Consider the following 26,101-nt stretch of genomic DNA (forward strand, 5'->3'; position numbering starts at 1 on the left):
CCGGATGGAAAATACAGAAGATTATCAAAAATAATATAGCTTTGTACGTTATCATAGAGAAAACAAATGATGATTATAGATAAAAATGATAGAATAAACCGATTTATTAATATTTCCTATTAGGTAAAATGAAGTGTGAGTGGTATGATAGTCTTATGAAAAATTTATCAAAAAATCAAGAAAAATACGGAGGAATTTTAATATGGAGTTAATTAAAGAACTGCCGGAAGTGTTCGAAGAATTTGCCGAGCAGCGTCAGAAATCATTTATGGCAATGAAAGGATTAAAGGATCAGGGAGTTCCGGTTGTCGGAGCATATTGTACTTATTTCCCGGCAGAGATCGCAAGAGCAATGGGAGCAGTTACGGTAGGCTTATGTTCTGTATCCGATGAGACCATTCCGGATGCAGAGAAAGACCTGCCAAAGAACTTATGTCCATTGATCAAATCAAGCTATGGATTTGCCAAGACTGATAAATGTCCATTCTTCTATTTCTCAGATGTAGTTGTTGGGGAGACAACCTGTGACGGAAAGAAGAAAATGTATGAGTATATGTCAGATTTCAAAGATGTATTTGTGATGGAACTGCCAAATACACAGAGTGAGATGGCATTACAGCTGTGGAAGAGTGAGCTGATCCGTTTCAAAAAATATCTGGAAAAGAAATTCGACGTAGAGATTACAGATGAAGCTGTATTAGAGGCTGTAAAAGAAGAAAATAAAGTAAGAAAAGCTATGAAAGAGCTGTATCACGTTATGACACTTGACCCTGCACCGATCAAAGGCGGTGACCTGTTCAAAGTATTATACGGAAGCGGATTCAAGTTTGACCGTAAAGCAATTCCGGCAGAGATCGAAGCAATGAGAGAGAAGATTGAAAAAGAATATGAAGAAGGAAAGAGACTTGATAAGATGCCTCGTATTCTGATCACCGGATGCCCGATCGGAGGAGCAACCGAGAAAGTGATCCGTGCAGTAGAAGACAACGGTGGAGTTGTAGTAGCATTCGAGAATTGCAACGGAGCAAAATCTTTCGATAAATTAGTTGACGAAGAGAATCCGGATGTATATGATGCACTGGCAAGACGTTACCTGAATATCGGATGTTCCGTTATGACACCGAATCCAAACAGACTGGATCTCCTTGACCGCCTGATCGATGAATTCAAGGTAGACGGAGTTGTAGAGATGACACTTCAGGCCTGTCATACATATAATGTTGAGTCACTCTCTATCCGCAAATTTGTAAATGAGAAGAAAGGAATCCCGTATATCAATGTAGAGACAGACTACTCACAGGCTGATATCGGACAGCTGAATACCCGTATTGCGGCATTTATAGAGATGCTGTAGGGCAGAGCTAGATCCACCGTAGCGCAATCGGGATTTAATTTATTAACTGGGGAAGCGGCCTCTCAGTCCTTGAAGGAAACAATAGATAAGGCTTCTTGTTCAGGTTCCATACCATAAGAAACACTAAGAGAGTCAGAACCACCTAAAAGCAAAGGAACTACGCTCAAACTCGGCGTTCGCCTCAAACACGTTCGCTTCGTTCCTTTAACGGTGCTTCTGACTCTCTAATTGTTTCTAACGGCATTCCACATTCACAATAATCCTTATCTATTGTTTCCTTCAAGTCGTGACTGGCAGCGGATGTTAATAAATAAAATGCCCGGAAATGTAACCCGGTGGAGGCCACTACGGTTACGCACTTGCCATTTCATTCTTAAGGCATTTGATACACACGGAATAAAGCTTGGAAAGGTGTTCCAGTGAATGTGAAAGAGGCGTTGGTAATTCTTAAGGGGTAAAATTCTGCGTTAGGTTTTCAAAATTTGACTGTCTGAGGCATATGCCGAGTTTCAAATTTTGAAAGCCTGCTTTTAGCAGAATTTTACCCCTTTAGAATTGACCCGCCGATGGAACCTGAGCAGGAACGCCTTTCCAAGCTTTATTCCGGTTCGGGTATCCACAGCCTTCCTGAATTAAATCCCAATTAAATTCCAAATAAAGTAAAAAAGATGATATAATTATAATACGAATATGCCCACACGGAGGAAACGTATATGAGTGAATTTGTGACCTTAAAAGATGTCAGGAAGATATATAAGATGGGGGAAGTTGAGATCATGGCAGCGGCCGGAATCGACTTTGAGATTAAGAAAGGGGAATTCGCAGTTGTAGTCGGACCCAGTGGTGCAGGAAAGACAACGGTGCTGAATATTCTTGGGGGAATGGACACCGCTACGTCGGGACAGGTGCTGGTTGACGGTCAGGACATTGCAACGTATTCGACGAAGCAGTTGACGGCATACAGAAGAGATGATATCGGATTTGTCTTTCAGTTTTATAACCTGATCCCGAATCTGACAGCACTGGAGAATGTAGAACTGGCTCTTCAGATATGTAAGGATCCAATGGATGCACAGGAAGTTTTGGAAGAAGTTGGACTGGGAGAAAGACTGGATAATTTTCCGGCGCAGTTGTCGGGAGGAGAACAGCAGAGAGTGTCGATCGCAAGAGCACTGGCAAAGAATCCGAAGCTGTTACTCTGCGATGAACCGACCGGTGCGCTGGATTATAATACAGGAAAATCCATTTTGAAATTATTACAGGATACCTGCCGGAACAGTGGAATGACGGTGATTCTGATCACACATAATTCGGCAATTGCGCCAATGGCAGACCGGGTGATCAAGATTAAAAACGGCCGGGTTGATAAGATCATACAGAATCCGCAACCAGTTCCGGTTGAGACCATAGAATGGTAAAAGGCAGGGACGGCAGATGGCAAAAAAGATAACACGTAAGAATTTTTACATGGAGATCCGCCGCAGTTTCGGACGTTTTATTTCTATTCTTTTTATTGTTGCGCTGGGAGTAGCGTTCTTTTCCGGCATCCGGGCATCCGAGCCATCTATGAAGATTACCGGAGATGCGTATTTTGATAAGTCAGACCTGATGGATATCAAGGCAGTCAGTACACTCGGAATTACGGAAGATGATGTGAAGGCAGTCAGAAATGTAAAAGGAGTTGGAAAGGCAGAAGGAGCCTATAGTGCAGATTTCCTGAATATAAAGAATAAGAAGCAATATGTACTCCACGTGATGTCACGGATGGAAGATATAAATAAGATTACGGTCAGTGAAGGCCGTATGCCGGAAAAAGTGGGAGAATGTCTGGTAGATGATCAGATGAAGTATAAAGTCGGAGAGACGATCAGGCTTAAGTCCGGGACGGATGACAAGGTGAAGGATACCCTGAAGGTGGATGAACTAAAGGTTGTCGGAAAAGGGAATTCACCGTGTTACATAGCATTGAATCGCGGAAGTACAACAATCGGAACAGGTATAGTCAGCGGATTTGTAGTAGTACCGGAGAAAACATTTCATCTGGATGTATATACGGAAATGTATGTGCAGGTGCAGGACGCAAAAGATCTGACTGCATATACCGGTGCATATAAACAGAAAGTAAAGACAGTCAAAAAACGGTTGGAAGCAATCACAGAAGAAAGAGGAAAGATCCGTAAGGAAGAACTTTTGGATAAAGCGAATACAAAGCTTGAAAAGGTGCAGAAAAAGCTAGATGACGGAAAAGCAGAATCAGAGCAGAAACTTTCAGATGCGGAAAGGCAGATTACAGACGGAGAGACGCAGATTTCACAGGCAAAGGAAACACTCGTAAGCGGGAAGTCGCAGATGGAAGATGCGGGGAAGAAGATCCGGGCGAAGCAGCAGGAATTGGATGCGGCAAAGAAAACATATCAAAATGGTCTTCAACAACTGGAGCAGGGAAAAAAGCAGTATGAACAGGGAAAAGCAGCTTATGATGCACAGTATGCAGAAGCACAGGAACAGATCCAGACAGGAGAACAGGGGCTGGCCGTATACAGAGCAGAACTTGACCAGGGATGGGATGGATATCAGACACTTCTGAAGAACATAGAAGCATTAAAAGCACAGGTGTCCGGAGAAACAGAACAGGATCAGGAATTGACGCAGAAGATCCGGGAGCTGGAAGCACAGGCACAGGAAACAAAGCAGACGCTGGATGCGAAAGAACAGGATTACCAGACAAAGAAGAACGAACTGGACGCTGTAAAACAGCAGCTTACGAATGCAAAAGCAGAGCTGGATCAGGCAAAAGCGCAGCTGGATGCAAGTGAAACAAAGCTTAGCAGTGCAGTGGCAAGTATAGAGTCCGGGCAGAAACAGTTAGATGCAGGGAAAGCAGAACTGGAAGCACAGGAGCAGACGCTGAAAAAAGGAGAGGCAGAAATTGCGGAAAATGAAGCAAAACTTGCCGATGCCAGGAAAGAATATGAAGACGGAAAGAAGACATCGGAAGCAGAAATTGCAAAAAGCGAGAAAAAGCTTGCTGATGCCGGTAAGCAGATCAGTCAGATCAAGAATCCAAAATGGTATGTATATGATAGAAGTACACTGATAGAATATGATGGATTCGGAGAAAATGCGGATCGTATGCGTGCGATCGGAAAAGTATTTCCGGTTATGTTTTTCCTTGTTGCGGCATTGATCAGTCTGACCGGTATGACACGTATGGTAGAGGAACAGAGAATAGAGATAGGAACCATGAAGGCTTTGGGATACGGGAATTTTTCCATTGCATCGAAATATCTGGGGTATGCATTCCTTGCAACGGCAGGAGGAAGTGTCCTTGGAGTACTGGTGGGAGAGAAAATCCTTCCGTACATTATAATCTATGCATATGAGATCATGTATCCGCATATTCCGAAGATATACGTACCATACCACATGAGTTATGCTGTGATGGCATCCGCTGCCTCGATCGCATGTACTATGGGAGCAACGCTTGCATCCTGTTATAAGGAACTTGCAGCGGAACCGGCAGTGCTGATGCGGCCGCCGGCACCAAAAAAAGGGCGGAGAGTATTTCTGGAAAGAATAGGATTCATTTGGAAACGTATGAGTTTCACATGGAAATCCACGATCAGGAATCTGATGCGTTATAAAAAGCGTTTCTTTATGACCGTATTCGGAATCGGCGGTTGTATGGCGCTGATGCTGGTCGGATATGGAGTGAGGGATTCTGTATATGAGATCGCAGATATTCAGTATGAAGAGATTCAGCTGTATGATGGACATATATTCTATAAAGATGATGTGACAAAGACAGAGAAAGAAGAGTTAAAGGAGTATCTGAAAACAGATTCAGATATTCAGAGTTATATGGAGGCAGATATGCGGAGTGTGACCGCATCCGGAGGCGGTAAAAAACTCAGCGTGTACCAGTGCATATTAGGAAATCCAGAAATTGCAGAAAAGTATGTGGATTTTCATGACAGGAAGACGAAAGAATCGTATTCACTCACCGGTGATGGAGTAATTGTCAGTGAAAAGACGGCGAAACTTCTGAATGTAAAAGAAGGGGATACCGTCAAAGTGAAGAATGGAACGGAGAAGAGTGTCACTGTAAAGATTGCGCATATCTGTGAAAATTACATGGGACATTATATCTATTTTACACCGCAGTACTACAAGAAGGTATCTGGAAAGACGGTGAAATATAATTGTATCATGTTCCGGGCGAAGAACGGATATTCGGAGGACCAGGTGAAAAAGGCGGGAGAAAAGATCCTGTCAAAAGATCAGGTACTGACAATCTCATACCTGCTTGATATCAGAGATCAGCTGGATGATATGCTGGCCAGCCTGAATCTGGTTATCATTGTACTGATCGTCTCAGCCGGAATGCTGGCATTTGTGGTACTTTATAATCTGAACAGCATTAATATCACAGAACGCCAGAGAGAACTTGCGACTTTGAAAGTACTTGGATTCTATGATACGGAAGTAGCAGAATATGTATTCCGTGAAAATATCCTGCTGACGTTGATCGGATCCGTGGCAGGTGTTGTATTCGGTAAGATTCTGCATTTGTTTGTAATTCAGACAGTAGAAGTGGATGCGGCAATGTTTGGCCGGAGTATTTATCCGAAAAGTTATATCTACAGTTTTTTATTTACGATAGGGTTCTCATTGTTCGTAAACTGGGTAATGTATTTTAAACTGAAAAAGATTGACATGGTAGAATCATTGAAAAGTATAGAGTAAAGTTTATAAACGGTTTATAAATTTCACAGAATTGTTAGCACTCTTTTTGAAAGAGTGCTAATTTTCTATTGACTTTTAAAATAAGCAGTATTATCATATCACTTAGATGAAAAAATGTAGCAAAAAGGTGTCTGCCGACAGAAGAAGCAGTACCTTTTGTCACTAATATGATAGAAATATAAAAAGTAGAAATAGGAGTGATTTACAATGGCAGCAAAGAAAGGTAGTTTGTCAATCAGCAGTGAAAACATTTTCCCGATTATTAAAAAATGGGTATATTCCGATCACGATATTTTCGCACGTGAGTTGGTATCCAACGGATGTGATGCAATCACAAAACTGAAGAAACTGGATATGATGGGTGAATACCAGTTGCCGGATGATTATAAACCGGCGATCAAAGTTGAAGTCAATCCAGAAGAAAAGACTCTGAAATTTACAGATAATGGTCTTGGAATGACAGCCGATGAAGTAGAAGAATACATTACACAGATCGCATTTTCCGGAGCAACACAGTTCCTTGAAAAATATAAAGATAAGACAACAGAGGATGATATGATCGGACACTTCGGTCTTGGATTCTATTCTGCATTCATGGTAGCTGACGAAGTACATATCGATACCCTTTCCTATAAAGAAGGGGCAAAGCCGGTACACTGGGTAAGCAACGGCGGAACAGAGTATGAGATGGAAGAAGGCAGCAAACAGGAAGTCGGATCCACTATGACACTGTATCTGAATGAGGACAGTCTGGAGTTTGCAAATGAATACAGAATGAGAGAAGTTCTGGAAAAATATTGTTCCTTTATGCCGGTAGAAATCTTCCTTTCCAAGGCAAATGCAGAACCGGAATATGAGACCATTGATGAAGCTGATCTGAAAGATGACGATGAAGTGATCGAACATATTCACGAAGATGCCAAGATGGAAGAAAAAGAGAATGAAAACGGCGAAAAAGAGATGGTAGAGACGGAACCTGCCAAAGAAAAAGTAAAGATTAAAAAGCGTCCGGTTTCATTAAGTGATATTCATCCACTGTGGACAAAGCATCCGAATGAATGCAGTGACGAGGATTACCTGAACTTCTATCGCAAAGTATTTATGGATTACAAAGAGCCGTTGTTCTGGATTCATCTGAATATGGATTATCCATTTAACTTAAAGGGAATCCTGTACTTCCCAAGAATCAACACAGAGTATGATTCTATTGAAGGAACGATCAAATTATATAATAACCAGGTATTTATCGCAGATAATATCAAAGAAGTCATTCCGGAATATCTGATGGTATTAAAGGGAGTGATCGACTGTCCGGATCTTCCGTTGAACGTATCGCGTAGTGCACTGCAGAATGATGGATTCGTCAATAAGATATCGGAGTACATTTCCAAGAAAGTTGCAGATAAGCTTTCCGGAATGTGTAAGACAAAGAGAGAAGATTATGAGAAATACTGGGATAACATCAGTCCGTTCATCAAGTTCGGATGCCTGAAAGATGAAAAATTCTGTGACAAGATGAAAGATGCGGTTCTGTTTAAGAATCTGGATCACAAATATCTGACATTGAAAGATTGCATCGAGGCAAATGGAGGAACAGTAGAAGATCAAAATGCCAAGACAGATGATCAGAATACTGAGAACAAAGAAGAGGATAAGACAGTTATTTATTATGTGACGGACGAGATCCAGCAGAGCCAGTACATTAACATGTTCAAGAACCAGGGCATGGATGCGGTAATCTTAGGACACAACATTGATTCGCCGTTTATCACACAGTTAGAGCAGCGTAACCAGAATATCAAGTTCCAGAGAATCGATGCCGATGTAACAGCAGGTGCAAAGGAAGAAGTTGTCGAAGAAGAGAAGGAAGCATTCCAGAAGAAATCTGACAGTCTGGTAGAGATTTTCCGCAAAGAGCTTGGAAACGAGAATCTGGATGTTAAAATCGAGAAACTGAAAGATGAAAATGTTGCTTCTATGATGACGTTATCCGAAGAAAACCGTCGTATGCAGGAAATGATGAAAATGTATGGCATGAACGGAATGGATATGGGTACAACAAGTACACTGATCCTGAATGCAAATCATCCGCTGGTTCAGTATGTAGTTGAACATAAAGACAGTGAGAACACAAGTATTATCTGCAAACAGTTATATGATCTGGCAATGCTGGCACATAAGCCGCTCAGTCCGGAAGAGATGACTGCGTTTGTGCAGAGAAGTAATGAGATCATGATGCTGCTTACAAAGTAAAGATTTGAAGTTAAGATTGGCGGAATGAAAAATAAGAGCCGTGCGGCTGTGGAAGGAAAATCCATGGCGGCACGGCTCTGTTTATATCGGAAACTGCAGATCAGTAGTCACCTTCAATGGATCTGGATTTTAAAATGTTTTTTACTTCCTGATCCCATTCTCTTTCGATGGATTTGTCCATGGTGAAAGTGTTCAGAGAAGTTCCGGTGATACATTGTAAGTGATGTCCATCGTAGTGGAAGTTCAGGTACAGCCCCCGGATCTCTTCCGGGCGGTATCCGGTGAGACCGTGGGCGGTCAGAAAGTACGGGATCTGATCTTCCGGAAGCGCAAGGACAATCTTGAATCCCAATGGAGTGCGTTTACCGCGGATGATCTGGAAGCAGAAGTCTCGGATTTTATTCCAGCGGGAGTAGGTTTCTTCAGGTTTTTCATCAAAGAAGTCTTCCTGGAGAAAGCCGCTGATGGTAAATTTGTTGAAGGTCGTGATCTCGCCTTCTATGAAAGAAAAGTTGTCGAAAGTGTCTTTTAAGAGCAGATGCGACATGCAATTTTTGGCTGATAACTGGTATACATTCATAAGGAAAACCTCCTGTTAATCTATATGATCATTTTCCCCTTTCAGGTATAAGGAAATGTATTCAACATTATAGCACAAAAGACGACAGAAAAGAGGATATAAATTGACATTCAAAAAGAAAAACAGTAAAATAAATTGGATATACATATTTAGGATCAACAGAGAAACGAAAGAGGAGAAGATTTCGTGGATATAGAGAGTAAAACTTCAATTTATGAAGAAAAAGAAGAGACTCAGGAGGTGAATCCTGAGGAGCAGAAAAGTGAAATAAAAAGTGAGAAAGAAAAAGACCGGGTACTTCAGACTGCAGTGATCGTTGCGGTTGCTATTCTGGTGATTGGCGGGATTACGGTGGCGCGCAGGCTCAGTAATCCACAGAAGGATACAAAGAAGGGCACAGAGATCCTGAAGACGATGGATGAGATGGATGTGTCTAAGGCAGATAAAAAGATTAAGGAGTTAGAAACGCAGGAACGTGAGGCAGAACAGGATGCAGAAGAACAGCCGGCAAGCGAAAAATTTGCAGATTGTCTGGTCCTGGGGGATTCCATCACACAGGGATTGTACGAATATGGTGTGCTGGATCAGGCAAATGTACAGGCAGACCGTGGAGCCGGTGTGTCGGCGGGGGATAATGAAAAACTGGCAGATCATATTGCCAGGGCAAAAGAGATGAAACCGTCAGTATTATTCCTTTCTTACGGGATGAATGATGTCGGAGCGCAGAATGGAGATGCGGATGGATTCATAAAAGCATACAGGCCGGTGATCAGAGATCTGAAAAAATCACTGCCGGATACAAAAATATATGTTAACAGTATACTTCCGACAGCGCAGATTGCAATTGATCAGAATTCTGTCTATGCAAAAATTCCGGAGTTCAATCAGAAATTAAAAAAATTATGTGAAAAAGAGAAAGTAACATTTATTGATAATACAGAGCTGGTGAAACAGGAGTATTATGCCGGTGATGGAATCCATATGTCAACCGGTTATTATAAAGAATGGGTAAATCATATGGCGGAGGTTGCAGAATTATAATGAAAAACGGAAAATTAGACAGGATTAATCTGTTAAAATATTTGATGGTAGTCCTCCTGATCATTTATGTAGTATTTCTTGTGACCCGGGAAGGGGATAATACCGTATCCGTAGACACGATTGAAAAGAATATCACAAAAGCCGTAAAATTAGAAGGAATGAAAAAAGGCACAACACAGGATCTGAAAAAATATTACAGTCTGAATGCCAATGATTATGAAGGAATCAGTCTGTATATTCCGGATGACGTTATGAGTGTGAATGAAATACTCGTAATAAAGGTAAAAAACGAAAGTCAGATCGAGACGGTTGAAAAGGCAGTGGAAAGTCGTGTAAATACACAGGAAAAGAATTTTGAAGGTTATGGTGTAGAACAAACAAAGCTGATACATGCTGCAATTATTGAGACCAGAGGACGTTATGTGCTGCTGGCAGTTTCAAAGGATGCAGACCGTATCGATGCGGCATTTAAGAAGAGTATTTGATAAAAAGGAATTAGAGAGATGTTATTTAGCAGTATTTTTTTTTTATTTTCATTTTTGCCGGCTGTGATGATCTTATATTATTTGTTGCCGGTAAGATTCCGGAATGTGATCTTATTGCTGGCGAGTCTGGTGTTTTATGCATGGGGGGAACCGGTATATCTGTTTCTGATGCTACTGTCCATATTGTTTAATTATTTCAGTGGACTGGATATTGCAAGGAATCTGCAGGATAAGAGAGCTGCAAAGCGGAGCCTGGTTTTTAACCTTATCATTAATCTGGCAGTACTTGGATTTTTTAAGTATGAAGGGTTTGTATTGGACACATTGAACGGGATACTTCCGGTACATATTTCTTATCATGCACTGCCGCTTCCGATTGGAATATCCTTTTATACATTCCAGATATTATCCTATATCATTGATGTATATCGGGGAAATGTAAAAGTGCAGACGAATCTTCCTAATTTTGCATTATATGTAACGATGTTTCCGCAGCTTATTGCGGGACCAATCGTGCAATATGCAGATGTAGATGAACAGCTTGCGTCCAGAGAAGTCTCAAGGACAAAATTCGGAGAAGGAAGCATGTATTTTATCCGGGGACTTGCGAAGAAAGTATTACTGGCGAATACCTCAGGGATGATTTTTACAGAGGTAAGCGGACTTGCGAAAGGTAATATAGCCGTGATGACGGCGTGGCTTGGAGCTTTTGCGTATATGTTCCAGATTTATTTTGATTTCAGTGGATATTCGGATATGGCGATCGGACTCGGTAAGATGTTTGGATTTGAATTCAATATGAACTTTAACTATCCATATGTGTCTAAGAGTATTACGGAGTTCTGGCGCAGATGGCATATTTCGCTGAGCAGCTGGTTCAGGGATTATGTGTATATTCCATTGGGAGGAAACAGGGTATCGAAGATCAAACACATCAGGAATCTTCTGATCGTATGGTTTCTGACCGGATTATGGCATGGAGCTGCATGGAATTTCGTGGCATGGGGACTCTATTATGGGGTGATCCTGATCATTGAAAAATATCTCCTGTCGCCGGTACTGGACAGACTTCCGGATGTAGTCCGTCATATTTACAGTATTGTTCTGGTTGTGATCGGCTGGGTATTGTTTTTCAGCTCTTCATTCGGACAGGCAGCAGATTATATCAGAGTGATGTTTGGTGCAGGTGCACATGGCTTTGCAGACAGAGAGAGTATGTATCTTCTTACAAGCAACCTGATCCTGTGGCTGATCCTGATATTTGGCTCTACGCCGCTGGTTCATTTCAGATACGAGCATATGTTAAGAACAAAAAAATGGAATACAACAATCATTAACAGTGTGGTATATGCTGCGTTGTTTATTGTCTGTATTGCATATCTGGTAACGGAGACCTATAATCCGTTCCTGTATTTCAGATTCTAGGAGCAAAGATGAGACAGTCGAGAAAGAAATGGGAAAGAAAAAGAGAAGAACAGAGAAATAAAGTAATTGCATTGCTGTTTATTGTAATGATGGTTATCTTCTTCGTGGTAAATATTGCAACTGCTGACAGGGAATTTTCGGCAAAAGAAAACCGGGCACTGGAACAGAGACCTAAGCTTACGATTTCCGGTATTGAAAGCGGAAGATGGATGAAACAGTATGAATCTTATGTATCGGATCAGTTTGCGGGAAGAGATTTCTGGGTAGCTTTAAAGAGCCGTATTGATCTGATCGCAGGAAAACGTAAGGCAAATGGTGTATTTAAAGGAAAGGATCATTATCTGTTAGAGGATATAGCCAGACCGGATGAAGAACAATTGAAAGCAAATCTGGATGCAATGAAAAAGTTTCAGGAGACATATAAAGATATCCCGATGTATATGATGCTGGTACCGAATGCTGCAAATATCGAGTCGGACAAACTTCCGTATTGTGCAGTGACAGAAGATCAGGATAAACAGTTTCAGAAAATAAAGGCTTCGCTTGGGACAGCTTTTCAGTGGGTAAATGTAGAAGATACATTGAAAAAGCACAGAGCAGAAGAGATATATTACCATACGGATCATCACTGGACGACGCTTGGTGCTTACTATGGATATCAGGCGCTGGCTGCGGCTATGAAACTGGATACATCGAAAGCACCGGCTATGAAATCCTATGCAGTGACGAATTCATTTAACGGAACCTTATCGGCGACAAGCGGATATGAAACAGACTATAATGAGCCGATCTATATATACGCACCGGATGATCTGAAAACAGCACCACAGGTAGTTGTAAATAATGTGAATGAAAAAAAGAAAACAGCAACGTTATACGATACATCCAAGTTGAAAGAAAAGGATAAATATGCATTATTTCTTGGCGGTAATTATCCCGTCCTGGATATCAGAACGACGGCAGATACAACAGACAGACTGTTGCTTGTAAAAGATTCCTATGCGAATAGTGTAATTCCGTTTCTGACGGCATATTACAGAGAAATCATAGTGGTTGATCCAAGATATTATTATGATGATATCAGAGAAGTTATGAAGAAAAATAAGATCACAAGTGTTCTGTTCCTGTATAACGGTAATACATTTGTGCAGGATAACAGTATCAGCGGGGTATTGCAGAATGATTAGACTGAACAAGTATTTAAGCGAAGCCGGTGTCTGTTCCAGAAGGGAGGCAGACAGGCTGATCGAGTCGGGAATTGTGACTGTGGATGGAAAGACAGCAGCTCCCGGCATGAAAGTAGAAGACGGACAGGAGGTCCGTGTCGGAAAAAAAGTGGTCAAAAGCAAAACGAAAAAAACGGTCCTGGCAATGTACAAACCTGCCGGGATTGTTTGTACAGAAGATAAAAGGGAGAAAAAGAACATCATCCGGTTCCTCAATTATCCGGTACGCATCACTTATGCAGGAAGACTGGATAAAGATTCGGAAGGGCTTCTGATCATGACAAATGATGGAGATCTGATCAACGGCATGATGCGCGCAAGATATGCACATGAGAAAGAATATAAGGTCAGAGTAAACAAAGAAGTTACTCCGGAATTCATTGAGAAGATGAGCCGGGGAGTACACATCAGAGACAAAGAAAAGAATCTGGATGCGGTGACCAGACCCTGTACAGTAAAAAAGACCGGGAAATATACATTTTCCATTATTCTGACACAGGGATTGAACAGACAGATACGGCGCATGTGCGAAGCACTCGGATATAAGGTGGATGTGTTAAAAAGGATACGGATCATGAACGTGGAACTTGGAGATCTGAAACCGGGACAGGTAAGAGAATTAACAGAACAGGAGTTAAAGGAATTATATGGGACAGTCAAAGAACGAGAGAATGTTGGAATTAGTAGAACTTCTGAATAAAGCATCCAGATCTTATTATCAGGATGCGCAGGAGATCATGAGCAACTACGAATATGACAGATTGTATGATGAACTGCAGGATCTGGAAAAAGAACTGGGAATTACATTGTCGAACAGTCCGACGGTAAATGTCGGATATGAAGTTGTCAGTGAACTCCCAAAAGAAAGGCATGAAAGCCCGATGCTCTCACTGGATAAGACGAAAGAAGTAGAAGAGCTTAAGAACTTCGTTGGCAGTCAGAAAGTATTGATGTCCTGGAAGATGGACGGATTGACGATCGTGCTGACTTATCGTGACGGAAAGCTTTATAAAGCGGTCACACGTGGTAACGGAGAAGTCGGAGAAGTGGTTACAAACAATGCGAAGGTATTCAAGAATGTACCGGTGCAGATCGCTTACCGGGGGGAATTGATCTTAAGAGGAGAAGCGGTGATCGGATATCATGACTTCGAGAAGATCAATGAAGAGATTGAAGATGTAGATGCAAAATATAAAAATCCAAGAAACTTATGCAGTGGTTCAGTCAGACAGCTCAATAACCAGATCACGGCAAAGAGAAATGTTATGTTTTATGCATTCACGTTAGTGCAGGCAGATGGAGTTGATTTTCAGAATTCCAGAGCTTGTCAGATGGAATGGCTGAAAGCACAGGGATTTACGACGGTAGAATATCATATGGTGACCAGAGATACAGTAGAAGATGAAGTTGCTAAATTTTCGTCAGAGATTAGTAAAAATGATTTTCCTTCTGACGGACTTGTGCTATCATATGATGATATAGCGTATGGAAGATCGTTGGGAAGAACAGCAAAATTCCCGAGAGATTCTTACGCATTCAAATGGCAGGATGAGATCAGGGAAACGATTCTGCGTGAAATCGAATGGAGTCCGTCAAGGACAGGACTGATCAATCCGGTTGCAATCTTTGATCCGGTGGAGTTGGAAGGAACGACGGTCAGCCGTGCAAGTGTTCACAATATCAGCATTATGAAAGAACTGGAACTTGGCATCGGAGATAAGATCGAAGTTTATAAGGCAAATATGATCATTCCGCAGATTGCAGAGAATCTGACAAGAAGCGGTGTGAAAGATATTCCGGAAAGATGTCCGGTCTGTCAGGGGGAGACGAAGATCAGACAGGTAGGAAATGCGAAAGCATTATACTGTATGAATCCGGAATGCCAGGCAAAGCATGTGAAGGCATTTGCATTATTCGTAAGCAGAGATGCACTTAATATAGAAGGATTGTCGGAAGCAACACTGGAAAAATTCATTTCCAAAGGATATATCCATACATTTGCCGATATCTTCCATCTGGACCGCTACAAAGACGAGATTCAGGGAATGGAAGGATTTGGAGAAAAATCGTACAGGAAACTGATCGAAAGTGTGGAAAAAGCAAGAACAACCACGCTGCCAAGAGTCGTCTATTCACTGGGAATCGCAGGGATCGGACTTGCCAATGCAAAGGTTATCTGCAGAGAGTTGAAATATGATGTAGAAGCCCTTTTGATGGTTACAGAAGAAGAATTAAATGAGATCCAGGGCGTGGGAGAAGTTCTGGCAAAGGCATTCACCGGATATTTTTCAGATGCAAAGCATGTGGAGAATTTCAGAAAGCTTTTAGAAGAGTTGACAATCCCGGAAGAGACATCAACAAAAAAACAGATTTTTGAAGGTGTCAATTTTGTGATCACCGGAAGCGTAACACATTTTGCAAACCGCGGTGAAGTGAAGGAATTGATTGAAAGTCTGGGAGGAAAGGTGACAGGATCGGTAACGTCCAAAACGAATTACTTGATCAACAATGATGTAACCAGCACATCTTCCAAAAATAAGAAAGCAAATGAACTGGGGATCCCGATTATTTCCGAAGAGACATTTCTGGAACTGGTGAACCAGGAAGAATCATAGAACCAGGATAAAACAGAGTGAAAGATACGACAAAAAGTAAGAAGGAGAGAATAATGACCAATCAGGACGATAACAATCAGGAAATCGAAAAAGTAGAAGACGTCGAAGTAGAAACAACAAAGAAGACGTCAGATTCGGATGATAAGAAACAAAATGATGATGAGTATGAAAAAGTATGTTTTATATGCAGACGTCCGGAGAGTGTCGCAGGGAAGATGATCGAACTTCCGAACCACATTTGTGTCTGCAATGACTGCATGCAGAAGAGCTTTGATGCAATGTCGAACGGACCGATCGATTACAGTCAGCTGATGAATATTCCGGGAGTACAGGTATTCAACATGTCTGATATGGAGCAGAGTATTCCAAAACAGCAGAAGATCAAGAAGAAAAAAGAAGGCGAAGAATACAAGCCGTTAGTAGATATCCGGAATCTTCCGGCTCCGCACAAGATCAAAGCAAAACTGGACGAGTATGTGGTAGGACAGGAATATGCAAAGAAAGTGATGTCGGTTGCAGTATATAATCATTATAAGCGTGTGGCAACGGATTCGATGGATGACATTGAGATTGAGAAATCCAACATGCTGATGATCGGGCCGACAGGTTCCGGTAAGACGTATCTGGTAAAGACACTGGCAAGGATTCTGGATGTTCCGCTTGCAATTACGGATGCAACATCTCTTACAGAGGCAGGGTACATCGGTGATGATATCGAAAGCGTTGTATCCAAACTGCTTGCGGCAGCAGATAATGATGTCGAAAAGGCAGAACAGGGAATTATTTTTATTGATGAGATCGACAAGATCGCAAAGAAGAAAAACTCCAGTCAGCGTGATGTGAGCGGTGAGTCTGTACAGCAGGGAATGCTGAAACTTCTGGAAGGAAGTGATGTGGAAGTTCCTGTCGGGGCAACGAGCAAGAATGCAATGGTTCCGCTTACAACAGTGAATACGAGGAACATTCTGTTCATCTGTGGAGGTGCATTCCCGGATCTGGAAGGAATTATCAAAGAACGTCTGACCAAACAGGCAGCGATCGGATTCGGAGCGGATCTGAGAGATAAATACAATAACGACAAAGAGATTCTTAAAAAGGTCGCAACAGAGGATTTGCGTGTATTCGGTATGATACCGGAGTTCCTGGGACGTCTGCCGATTGTATTTACCTTACAGGGTATGAGTGAAGATATGCTGGTGGAGATATTAAAAGAGCCTAAGAATGCAATTTTGAAGCAATATCAGAAACTGCTTGCATTAGACGAAGTAAAATTGGAATTCGATGACGGCGCACTTCATGCGATTGCAAAAAAAGCAATGAAGAAAGATACCGGAGCGAGGGCGCTTCGTGCGATCATCGAAGAATTCATGTTAGATATCATGTATGAAATCCCGAAGGATGACAATATTGGAGAGGTTGTTATCACAAAAGAATATATTGAGGGAACCGGAGGACCGGTAATAATGTTGAGAGGTCAGGAAGTACCAAGGCTTCAATAATACATTTTACATATAGAATGCTAAGAGAGTTGTCAATGACAGCTTTCATTATGCAATGACACATAAGACTTTACTTGAGGAAGAATGGAGGAGAAAGGAATGGAGGAATTATCAGCTATTCCAGTTTGGCTCTGCATACCCTTTGCAGGGCTGTTGCTCAGTATTGCCGTTATGCCTCTGATCAAGCCGGACTGGTGGGAAAAGCATCAGCCGCTTGCAGTTGCGTTCTGGTCGGTACTGTTTATTGTTCCGTTTGCTGCAAAGTACGGAATGTTTACAATGGGAGAGACGGTTTTGGAATGTGTGGTAAATGATTATCTGACATTTATCATTTTATTGTTCGGTCTGTTCTGTGTAGCAGGTAACATTACAATTGACGGTGAGTTTGCCGGATCACCGAGGATCAATACGGCATTGTTTGTTCTGGGAACACTGCTTTCCAGCGTGATCGGAACGACCGGATCAAGTATGCTTCTGGTACGTCCGTTTATTAAGATGAATTCGTGGAGAAAAAGAAAGAGTCACATTATGATCTTTTTTATCTTCCTGATCTCTAATATGGGAGGATGTCTGACACCGATCGGAGATCCGCCGCTTATGATGGGATTCATGCGTGGCGTTCCGTTTTTCTGGAGCCTGAAGCTGTTTCATATACTGATCTTTAACATGATCATTTTGCTGATGTTATTCTATTTTCTGGATAGAAGAGCTTACAGAAAAGATATTGCGGAAGGTAGAAAACCAGATATTAGAGAGCCCGGAACACACGTTAGAATTGTAGGACTTCATAATCTGATATATGTTGCAATGATTGTCGGAGCTGTAATCTTAAGTGGAATGCTTCCTGGTATGTCTGCATTCCAGAATGCGGACGGAACGGTAAAAGGAATCCATATCCTTGGAGAAGTGACGCTTGGATTCCCGTCTGTGATCGAGATCGTGATCATCCTTCTGGCAGCATTTTTATCATTTAAAACGACAAAAGAAGAAGTACGTATCCGTAACCATTTTACCTGGGGGGCAATTCAGGAAGTTGCGGTTCTGTTCATCGGAATCTTTATCACGATGCAGCCTGCATTGATGATTCTGAAGGCAAATGGTGCGGAACTTGGTATCAATAAACCATTTGAAATGTTCTGGGCAACCGGAGCACTGTCAAGTTTTCTGGATAATACACCAACGTATCTGGTATTCCTTACAACGGCGGGAGCACTTGGGTTCAAGAGCGGTGTTGTGACGACACTTGGTTCGGTTCCTGTTAAGATGCTGGAGGCAATCTCCTGTGGAGCTGTATTTATGGGAGCAAATACCTATATCGGAAATGCGCCGAACTTCATGGTAAAATCTATGTCAGATGAAAATGGTGTGCGTATGCCATCGTTCTTCGGATATATGGTATGGTCACTGACATGTCTGATACCGGTATTTATTATCGATATGCTGGTATTCTTTTTGTAAGGGGAGGTGCGGAACATGGAAAATAAGAATAAATACTATGACATAGCGGAACGGATCTATGATCTGGACGGAGAAGTCTATGAATGTGTAGGTTCTTCTCTTGGCCGTACCTTTACGGGAGACAAACGTACTTGTGTAGAAAGTCTTGTGAAGCTGATGCGTACAAAGCCACAGGGGCATCTGCTCAGAAGTGAGCTTGCGCTGATCAGTAACATGGCACGTACGATCCGTAAGGATGAAGACCGATCCAGACTGATGAGAAAATATGATGAGATATTAAAAGAAATCGCAGAACTGCCGGCAGGTTTTGGAAAAGTTGAGATTCTGGATGAAAACAGGGCAAAGCTAAATACATCGAACCTGCGTCAGAAGTTTTCAAAGGATGATCATCTGATCATCTGTATCGGAAGAACACATGGAAGTGCGGGTAACGATATTGGATTTGCACTGGCGGATGCACTCAGGATCAACTATTACGATGCAGAGATATTCAATGAAGTATTGAGACGTCTGGACGCGGAGAAAGATTCGGTTGTAGATGTGGCAGATCTGGGAACAAATGAGATTGAGAATAAGTACCAGGGATCCGGACGGACGTTGAAAGAACGTCTGAAAGATTTTGACCGTTATCATGGTCTGACAAAAGAAGATGCAATCTTCTTTAATCAGAGTGATCTGATATGTAAGAAGGCAAAAGAAGAAGATTTCATTGTTATGGGACGATGTGCGGATGTGATACTGGCAAATAATCATATTCCACATATCAGTATCTTTATTACAGCTCCTTTTGAACAGCGTGTACACAGAGTCATGGAAGTCAATAATCTGGATCATAAAAAAGCAGAACGCCTTTTGAAGAAGATTGACCGTCAGCATTCGAAATATTACAATTTCTATACCGGCCAGAAGTGGGGAGATGCTGTGAACTATGATATCTGTTTTAACAGTGCAAGTTATGGTATCGAAGAATCTGTGGAGATCATCGAGCGTATGCTGAACCAGCATACAAATGCATAAAAATATTAATGAATGACACGAAGTCTTTCATATACATAAAACAAATGTATATGAAAGGCTTTTTTTCATTGGAAGACAGATGTAAAGAAAAGATATTATCGGAAGATTACTGGGATTTTATTATCTCGCCATACAGGGAAGATGAGTTAGAAGGAGTGGATACGGAAAAGATGTGTATCCAGGAGCTGGATTTCGGATATAAAAGTGTGTCGTTAGACAGCCGGATGTTACTTCCCTTATCCTTGCGGCAGTACTGGTACGGCGCGATCCCCAAGTGCTATACACTTCTGGATATGCAGCCGTTAGATGCAGCCGGAATTATTACGCTGCAGAATTATCCGACGCTGCAGCTTATGGGAGAGGGGATTATGATCGGTTTCCTGGATACGGGGATCGATTATACCCATCCGGTATTCTGTAATCTTGACGGGACAACAAGAATTGCGGGGATCTGGGATCAGACAATTCAGGATGGGGATCCGCCGGAGGGCTTTCTGTATGGAACAGAGTATACCGAAGAAAGAATCAATGCGGCTCTGCATTCGGAAAGTCCGCAAGAACTGATCTCTTCGGAAGATACAGATGGGCATGGAACATTTGTTGCAAGTGTGGCTGCCGGAAGTGCAGAAAGCAGTGGACAGTTTCTTGGGGCTGCCCCGGAGGCGGTGATCGCGATGGTAAAGCTTAAGCCGGCAAAAAAATATCTGAAAGAATTTTTTGGGGTTGCAGAAGATGCACACTGTTATCAGGAAAATGATATCCTGGCCGGACTTCGGTATCTGAATGAACTGGCCCGCAGACGGGAGATGCCGCTTGTGATCTGTATGGCGATCGGAACCAGTTTCGGAGGGCATAATGGTGACTCTTTGCTTGCAGGAGTTCTGGATGGCTATGCATTGCTGAGAAACCGCTGTGTAGTAACGGGAACCGGGAATGAGGCAGCGCAGAGACATCATTATTACGGAACATTTACGGAGGCACAGAATATACGGACAGCGGAGATCAGGGTAGGGGAAGGGGTGAAAGGTTTTGTGACGGAGTTATGGAGTACCCTTCCGAACATTGTGACAGTGTCGATCACATCACCTTCCGGAGAACGTACCGGGCAGATTCCGGTACGTCTGGGATATCTGTTTGATTTTGTATTTGCTTTTGAACGGACGGCTGTTACGGTGGAGTACAGACTTCTGCAGGAGAATAGCGATGCACAGCTGGTGTTTATCCGGCTGCAGAAAGCAGTACCGGGAATCTGGAAAATAGAAGTAAAGCCTGTGATGCAGCCGAAGGGGGAGTTTCATATGTGGCTGCCCATGAAAGAGTTTCTGGATGGAGAAGTATATTTTCTGGAATCGAATCCGGATACCACATTTACAGAACCGGCAGGAGGGGAGCATACGATGACGGTGTCTTATTATAACAGTCAGGAGAATACGGTTGATATTAATTCGGGCAGAGGGTATACTAGAGATGAAAGAATCAAACCGGATTATGCTGCACCGGGAGTAGCGGTTACCGGTGCGGTACCGGGCGGAGGATTCAAAGAACGCACCGGTTCAAGTGCAGCAACAGCAATTGCGGCAGGTGGCTGTGCACTGATCATGAAGTGGATCAGTGATCAGCCGGGAGCGGGTGGAGCATCAGCCAGTCAGGTAAGGAATGTGATCGTGATGGGGGCGCAGAAGCTTCCGGCGATAGAATATCCAAATACACAGTGGGGATATGGAACGATGAACCTGTATCATTCACTGGATATTTTAAGACGGCTGTAAAGAAGAACGAGATAAGGAGAGGATACAGATGGCAGATTTTTTTGAAGAATTCAGCAGAAGAGTTTCAGATGTTGCGAGTGACATCACTAAGAAGACAGGAGATACACTGGAGATTCAGAAGATCAAAAGTAATGTACGAACTTTAAAGAGAGCAAATGAAAGAGATCTTGCAGATATCGGTCGTATGGTATATGAGAAGTTCCAGAGTGGGGAAGTATCCGACATGGATTACGTAACGCTCTGTGAAGAAATCGAAAAACGCGAGGAAGAGATTGAAAAGCAGGAAGAAGAGATTGTGAAGATCCAGGGAGAGATATAGATGCACACAAGCATACCGGGTGCGATTGGAACACTGTTTGGTCTGGATATGGCTGTAAAACAGTACATAGAAGAAAATGTAAGTGAGAAAGAGGAAAAAAACTTTTGCGGGACAAAAGTCCTGATCAGAAAAGTATACAACAAAGGCTTTGCATTTAATTCCATGGATTGCGAACCGGATAAGGTAAAGAAAGCGTCTGTGATAACGACGGCAGTGATCCTGATGCTGACATTGGCAGAATCATTCCGGGAAGGTCATAAGGTGAATAAGACAGCGTTGACATTGCTGAGTGCAGGAGCCATCAGCAATACTTATGACCGGATCGTCAGAGGTAAAGTCGTAGATTACATTGGTATAAGATCTGAACATAAGATATTAGGTGATGTAACAGCGAATCTGGCAGATGTCTATATCCTGATAGGATCTGTCCTGATGTGGATGAGAAGAATCGGAAAACGATAACAGGAAATATGACAGAAAATAGAATATCGGAAAAAGGAAAACACTATACTCCATCTTCTTTCGGATAGAATATAGTGTTTTTTTTATTTACACCTTTATATGAGAATGAAATTAAAATCAGGCATGAAAAAGCGGGTGATGGGAATCGAACCCACGTATCCAGCTTGGAAGGCTGGTGTTCTACCATTGAACTACACCCGCAAAATATATTATAAATCGGGGTGACAGGATTCGAACCTGCGACCTCCTGGTCCCAAACCAGGCGCTCTAGCCAAGCTGAGCCACACCCCGATATTATGTTGTGTCCTTAAGACAAGATGTATCATATCATGAATGGAGATAAAATGCAAGCAGAAATTGAAAAAAGATAAATAAATGGGATCGGTATCTATTCAGCAAAAGAATTTTTAGAAGAATTTTTAGAAAAAGTTAAGTTGTATCTGCAGACACGCTGTTGTATAATTAAGAGCGATGTCGAAAAATTCTTTCGAACAGATGATGCAGAAGATTTTGAAGATTTTCAAAAAAGAGGACTGAATTGACAGATGAAAGTGATGAATCATACAGAAGAACAGCAAACAGAAAACAAGACTTCTCTTTCAAATGGTGCAAAAAGAAATCGGATTTATATATATATAGCAATAGCAGGTGTGATAGCAGCAGTGATAACTGCTGCTTTTACTGGCTATTATCTTCATCAGGAGCGTGCAGAAGAGAAGAAACAGGAAGAATTATTAAAAGCCGAGAAGGCAAAAAAACAGAAAGAAAAAAAAGCTAAAACAACGGAAGCAGCCGAACAGAAGTTAGAGCGTGTCCGCAGCCAGGCAGAGGAGCAGGGAGTACCACAGAGTGTGATCGAACTGTTGGACAAGAATGCAGAGACGGTAGATTTTGTAGCAGATTATGAGAAGAAAAAGGACAAGCCTTATGCAGATACGATAGAGGAAGATCTTTCAAATGGAGAAATTCCGGAACTTTTACAATGGGATGAACGCTGGGGATATGCACCGTATGGAACGGGGATCGTAGCGACCAGTGGATGCGGACCGACCTGTATGGCAATGGTAGCAGCAGGACTGAATCAGGATGCATCCATTACTCCGGCAAAGGTAGCAGCATATGGAACCGAACACGGTTATGTGGATGAGGAAAATAATACTTACTGGAGGTTCATGGATGAAGCAGGTGCGAACTGGAATCTAAACAGCGTAGGAGGTATGCTTTCAGAAGAACAGGTAAGCGCAGAACTGGCACAGGGACATCCGGTCATATGCAGTATGGGACCGGGAGACTTTACGCAGATCGGTCACTTTATTGTTCTGACCGGCTATGAGAATGGCACTGTAACGGTAAATGATCCGTTCAGCATTAAGAATACGAATACGGCATGGACATTTGCCAATATCAAAGATCAGATCAAGGCAATGTGGACATTTTCAAAAAAATAAGATGCTCAATGTGGAAAAGTTCTGAAAGAACAGAAGCATGATGTGGAAAAGTCTTGGATTTTATGAAAAAGGAGAACAGGATATGAGATATGATTTTACAAAAATAATAGACAGACATGGCAAAGATGCGATTGCAGTGGATGGATTGGGAAAGAATCCGGGATTTGCACCTGAGCCGCCAAAAGACGGATTCGATGTAATCCCGATGTGGGTAGCTGATATGAATTTTGAGACTGTTCCGACGATCCCGAAAGCAATTATGGACAGAGCGGCACACCCGGCATATGGATACTTCAGCCCGGTGGAAGAGTATTATGATTCGATCATCCGCTGGCACAAGATCCGTAATAATGTAGAAGGTCTGATGCCGGAGTATATCGGATATGAAAATGGAGTATTAGGCGGGGTGATCTCGGCACTGACAGCATTTGCGGCACCGGGAGATGCGGTACTTCTCCATAGTCCGACCTATATCGGATTTACGAAATGTATCACGGAGAACGGATATAAGATCGTACATAGCCCTCTGAAAAAGGACGAAAAGGGAATCTGGCGCATGGACTATGAAGATATGGATGCAAAATTAAAAGCCAACAACATCCATGTGGCGGTTTTCTGCAGTCCGCATAATCCGACAGGACGTGTCTGGGAGCGCTGGGAGATAGAAGAGGCTATGGAAGTATATAAGAATAACGAATGTGTTGTGATCGCAGATGAGATCTGGTCAGACCTGATTTTAAAAGGGAGCCGGCACATTCCGACACAGTCGATCAGTCCGGATGCCAGAAACCGTACGATTGCATTCTATGCACCGAGCAAGACATTTAATCTGGCGGGACTGGTAGGAAGCTATCACATAGTTTTTAACCGAATGTTACGTGACCGTCTGGAGGCAAAATCCAGAAAGTCACATTATAATACGATGAATGTACTGTCCATGCATGCGCTGATCGGAGCCTACGAGGCAGAAGGATATACCTGGGTGAATGAACTTTGTCAGGTATTGTCAGAAAATGTAGAGTATGCGGTCAATCATATCCGTGACTATTACAGAGGAATCAATGTCAGCAAGCCGCAGGGAACTTACATGTTGTTCCTGGACTGTGAGGACTGGTGTGAAGAGAATTACAAGTCACTGGATGAATTGTTGAAAGCCGGCTGGGATGTCGGTGTTGCATGGCAGGATGGAAGACCGTTCCATCAGGAATACGGAATCCGTATGAATCTGGCGTTGCCGCTCAGCAGAGTGAAGGAAGCATTTGAGCGTCTGGATGAGTATGTATTTCATGTGTAAAGAGCCGGGAATGAAAGAAGTAAGGGAAATTGGAAAATATTATTGTATCATTTAATGTAATCGCACCTGTATTTTTTCTTATGGTGTTAGGATATCTGATGGTCAATTATACCTCTCTGGCAGACCGTAAGCTTACAAAACAGGCCAATGCGATCGTTTTTAAGATATTTTTGCCGTGTATGTTATTCTATAATGTCTATCAGAGTGACATCGGGGCGGAGATCCACAGCAGGATTAAGTTGTGTATCTGGGCGGCAGGCGGACTTCTGATCCTGTTCGTACTGCTCTGTCTGATCGTTCCAAAGGTTGTGAAGCAGGAGAATCAGCAGGGAGTCGTGATTCAGGGAATCTTTCGCAGCAATTACGTAATCTTCGGAGTTGCGGTTGTGCAGAATATGTATGGAGTAAAAAGCACAACAACGGCGGCGATTTTAAGTGCGATCCTTGTACCGATGTATAATTTTCTGGCAGTAGTTGCACTCTCGATTTTCGGAGAAAAGAGGGAGACAGACTGGAAGAAGATTATTCTTGATATTGTGAAGAATCCGCTGATCATATCTTCGGTGTTGGGAATTATATTTTCGCTGTTGGGAATCAGACTTCCGACGGCAGTGGATACAACGGTTCAGGATCTGGCAAAGCTGTCAACGCCGATTGCATTCATGATCTTGGGAGGTGATCTGGACTTCTCAAAAGTAAAAGGAAACTTAAAAGTTGCATCAGTGGTACTGACGATTAAGCTTGTGATTTTACCACTTATTATGATCCCGATGATCGTTATGATGGGATACAGGGATGCGGATCTGTTGTCAGGCCTGCTGGCATATCAGACTCCGGTTGCGGTATCCAGTTATATCATGGCACAACAGGCGGGAGCAGATGGACAGCTTGCCGGACAGCTGGTGGTGTTCTCATCGGTGCTTTCGATCTTTACGTTGTTTGTGACGATATTGATATTGCGGACGATAGGATTGCTTGGGATTTAATTCAGAAAGGCACGATGACCCGGACCTGCATAAAAAGTAGGAAGCCGTTCCTGTTCAGGTTCCGTCGGCGGGAAATACTAAAGCGTCAAAATTATGCTAAAAACGGGTTTCCGAAATTTGCAAC

20 protein-coding genes and 2 tRNA genes are annotated in these 26,101 nt (G+C 42.4%); 19 read left to right on the forward strand and 3 right to left on the reverse strand.

Going from position 1 to position 26,101, the window contains the following annotated elements:
- Window positions 1–202 precede the first annotated feature (202 nt).
- The 4 genes from GT508_RS10045 (at window position 203) to htpG (ending at window position 8,353) form a co-directional block, all read left to right on the forward strand.
- The gene (locus GT508_RS10045) at window positions 203–1,354 is read left to right on the forward strand and encodes a double-cubane-cluster-containing anaerobic reductase (protein ID WP_055282801.1); all 1,152 of its coding nucleotides are present in this window, start codon (window positions 203–205) and stop codon (window positions 1,352–1,354) included.
- 713 nt (window positions 1,355–2,067) lie between these two features.
- A complete protein-coding gene (locus GT508_RS10050) occupies window positions 2,068–2,772 on the forward strand; it encodes an ABC transporter ATP-binding protein (RefSeq protein WP_055282798.1) in 705 nt (234 codons plus the stop codon).
- A 16-nt stretch (window positions 2,773–2,788) separates the two neighbouring features.
- A complete protein-coding gene (locus GT508_RS10055; protein ID WP_161144148.1) occupies window positions 2,789–6,100 on the forward strand; it encodes an ABC transporter permease in 3,312 nt (1,103 codons plus the stop codon).
- A 207-nt stretch (window positions 6,101–6,307) separates the two neighbouring features.
- A complete protein-coding gene (gene htpG / locus GT508_RS10060) occupies window positions 6,308–8,353 on the forward strand; it encodes a molecular chaperone HtpG (RefSeq protein WP_161144149.1) in 2,046 nt (681 codons plus the stop codon).
- A 100-nt stretch (window positions 8,354–8,453) separates the two neighbouring features.
- Here htpG and GT508_RS10065 read toward each other — a convergent pair whose 3' ends face one another.
- Window positions 8,454–8,933, reverse strand: coding sequence for a DUF5721 family protein (locus tag GT508_RS10065; RefSeq protein WP_161144150.1), 480 nt, complete (start codon window positions 8,931–8,933; stop codon window positions 8,454–8,456).
- 186 nt (window positions 8,934–9,119) lie between these two features.
- Between GT508_RS10065 and GT508_RS10070 the strand changes: the two genes are divergently transcribed.
- The 12 genes from GT508_RS10070 (at window position 9,120) to GT508_RS10125 (ending at window position 22,249) form a co-directional block, all read left to right on the forward strand.
- Window positions 9,120–9,974 (forward strand): SGNH/GDSL hydrolase family protein, encoded by an 855-nt coding sequence (locus GT508_RS10070; protein WP_330576915.1) that lies wholly within the window; start codon window positions 9,120–9,122, stop codon window positions 9,972–9,974.
- Window positions 9,974–10,459 carry a DUF4358 domain-containing protein gene (locus tag GT508_RS10075; RefSeq protein WP_055282789.1) on the forward strand — a complete coding sequence of 162 codons (486 nt, stop codon included), beginning with the start codon at window positions 9,974–9,976 and terminating at the stop codon, window positions 10,457–10,459. The genes GT508_RS10070 and GT508_RS10075 overlap by 1 nt, the downstream gene beginning before the upstream one ends.
- A gap of 18 nt (window positions 10,460–10,477) precedes the next feature.
- On the forward strand, window positions 10,478–11,884 hold the full coding sequence (locus GT508_RS10080; RefSeq protein WP_161144151.1) for an MBOAT family O-acyltransferase: 1,407 nt from the start codon (window positions 10,478–10,480) through the stop codon (window positions 11,882–11,884).
- Window positions 11,885–11,892: 8 nt separating this feature from the next.
- The gene (locus tag GT508_RS10085) at window positions 11,893–13,071 is read left to right on the forward strand and encodes a DHHW family protein (RefSeq protein ID WP_161144152.1); all 1,179 of its coding nucleotides are present in this window, start codon (window positions 11,893–11,895) and stop codon (window positions 13,069–13,071) included.
- Complete coding sequence (locus GT508_RS10090) at window positions 13,064–13,810, forward strand: pseudouridine synthase (protein ID WP_161144153.1); 747 nt, start codon at window positions 13,064–13,066, stop codon at window positions 13,808–13,810. Before GT508_RS10085 ends, GT508_RS10090 begins: the two co-directional genes overlap by 8 nt.
- Entirely contained in the window at window positions 13,782–15,725 is a 1,944-nt protein-coding gene (gene ligA / locus GT508_RS10095) for an NAD-dependent DNA ligase LigA (protein ID WP_192934810.1), read from the forward strand. The genes GT508_RS10090 and ligA overlap by 29 nt, the downstream gene beginning before the upstream one ends.
- Before the next feature lie 53 nt (window positions 15,726–15,778).
- Window positions 15,779–17,224, forward strand: coding sequence for an ATP-dependent Clp protease ATP-binding subunit ClpX (clpX, locus tag GT508_RS10100; RefSeq protein ID WP_055282779.1), 1,446 nt, complete (start codon window positions 15,779–15,781; stop codon window positions 17,222–17,224).
- A 99-nt stretch (window positions 17,225–17,323) separates the two neighbouring features.
- Entirely contained in the window at window positions 17,324–18,682 is a 1,359-nt protein-coding gene (locus GT508_RS10105) for a sodium:proton antiporter (RefSeq protein ID WP_161144155.1), read from the forward strand.
- 15 nt (window positions 18,683–18,697) lie between these two features.
- Window positions 18,698–19,699: a cytidylate kinase-like family protein gene (locus tag GT508_RS10110; RefSeq protein WP_055282774.1), complete on the forward strand. Its 1,002-nt coding sequence runs from the start codon at window positions 18,698–18,700 to the stop codon at window positions 19,697–19,699.
- Window positions 19,700–19,869: 170 nt separating this feature from the next.
- Complete coding sequence (locus GT508_RS10115; protein WP_242859232.1) at window positions 19,870–21,468, forward strand: S8 family peptidase; 1,599 nt, start codon at window positions 19,870–19,872, stop codon at window positions 21,466–21,468.
- A 28-nt stretch (window positions 21,469–21,496) separates the two neighbouring features.
- On the forward strand, window positions 21,497–21,787 hold the full coding sequence (locus GT508_RS10120) for a hypothetical protein (RefSeq protein ID WP_055282772.1): 291 nt from the start codon (window positions 21,497–21,499) through the stop codon (window positions 21,785–21,787).
- Complete coding sequence (locus tag GT508_RS10125) at window positions 21,788–22,249, forward strand: signal peptidase II (RefSeq protein ID WP_161144156.1); 462 nt, start codon at window positions 21,788–21,790, stop codon at window positions 22,247–22,249. It abuts the gene before it with no gap.
- Window positions 22,250–22,379: 130 nt separating this feature from the next.
- Here the strand turns inward: GT508_RS10125 and GT508_RS10130 are convergent.
- Together GT508_RS10130 and GT508_RS10135 are read right to left on the reverse strand one after the other, a co-directional pair.
- Window positions 22,380–22,450, reverse strand: a tRNA-Gly gene (locus tag GT508_RS10130).
- Between the two features lie 15 nt (window positions 22,451–22,465).
- Window positions 22,466–22,540 (reverse strand) — tRNA-Pro (locus tag GT508_RS10135).
- Between the two features lie 254 nt (window positions 22,541–22,794).
- Between GT508_RS10135 and GT508_RS10140 the strand changes: the two genes are divergently transcribed.
- The 3 genes from GT508_RS10140 (at window position 22,795) to GT508_RS10150 (ending at window position 25,977) form a co-directional block, all read left to right on the forward strand.
- Window positions 22,795–23,697, forward strand: a complete 903-nt coding sequence (locus GT508_RS10140; protein ID WP_081021025.1) for a C39 family peptidase — start codon at window positions 22,795–22,797, stop codon at window positions 23,695–23,697.
- A gap of 82 nt (window positions 23,698–23,779) precedes the next feature.
- Window positions 23,780–24,991: a MalY/PatB family protein gene (locus tag GT508_RS10145; RefSeq protein ID WP_055282842.1), complete on the forward strand. Its 1,212-nt coding sequence runs from the start codon at window positions 23,780–23,782 to the stop codon at window positions 24,989–24,991.
- Window positions 24,992–25,020: 29 nt separating this feature from the next.
- Window positions 25,021–25,977, forward strand: a complete 957-nt coding sequence (locus GT508_RS10150; protein WP_028086742.1) for an AEC family transporter — start codon at window positions 25,021–25,023, stop codon at window positions 25,975–25,977.
- Window positions 25,978–26,101: the final 124 nt, after the last annotated feature.

The organism is Dorea sp. BIOML-A1, assembly GCF_009875615.1.
Classification (GTDB): domain Bacteria; phylum Bacillota; class Clostridia; order Lachnospirales; family Lachnospiraceae; genus Dorea_A; species Dorea_A amylophila.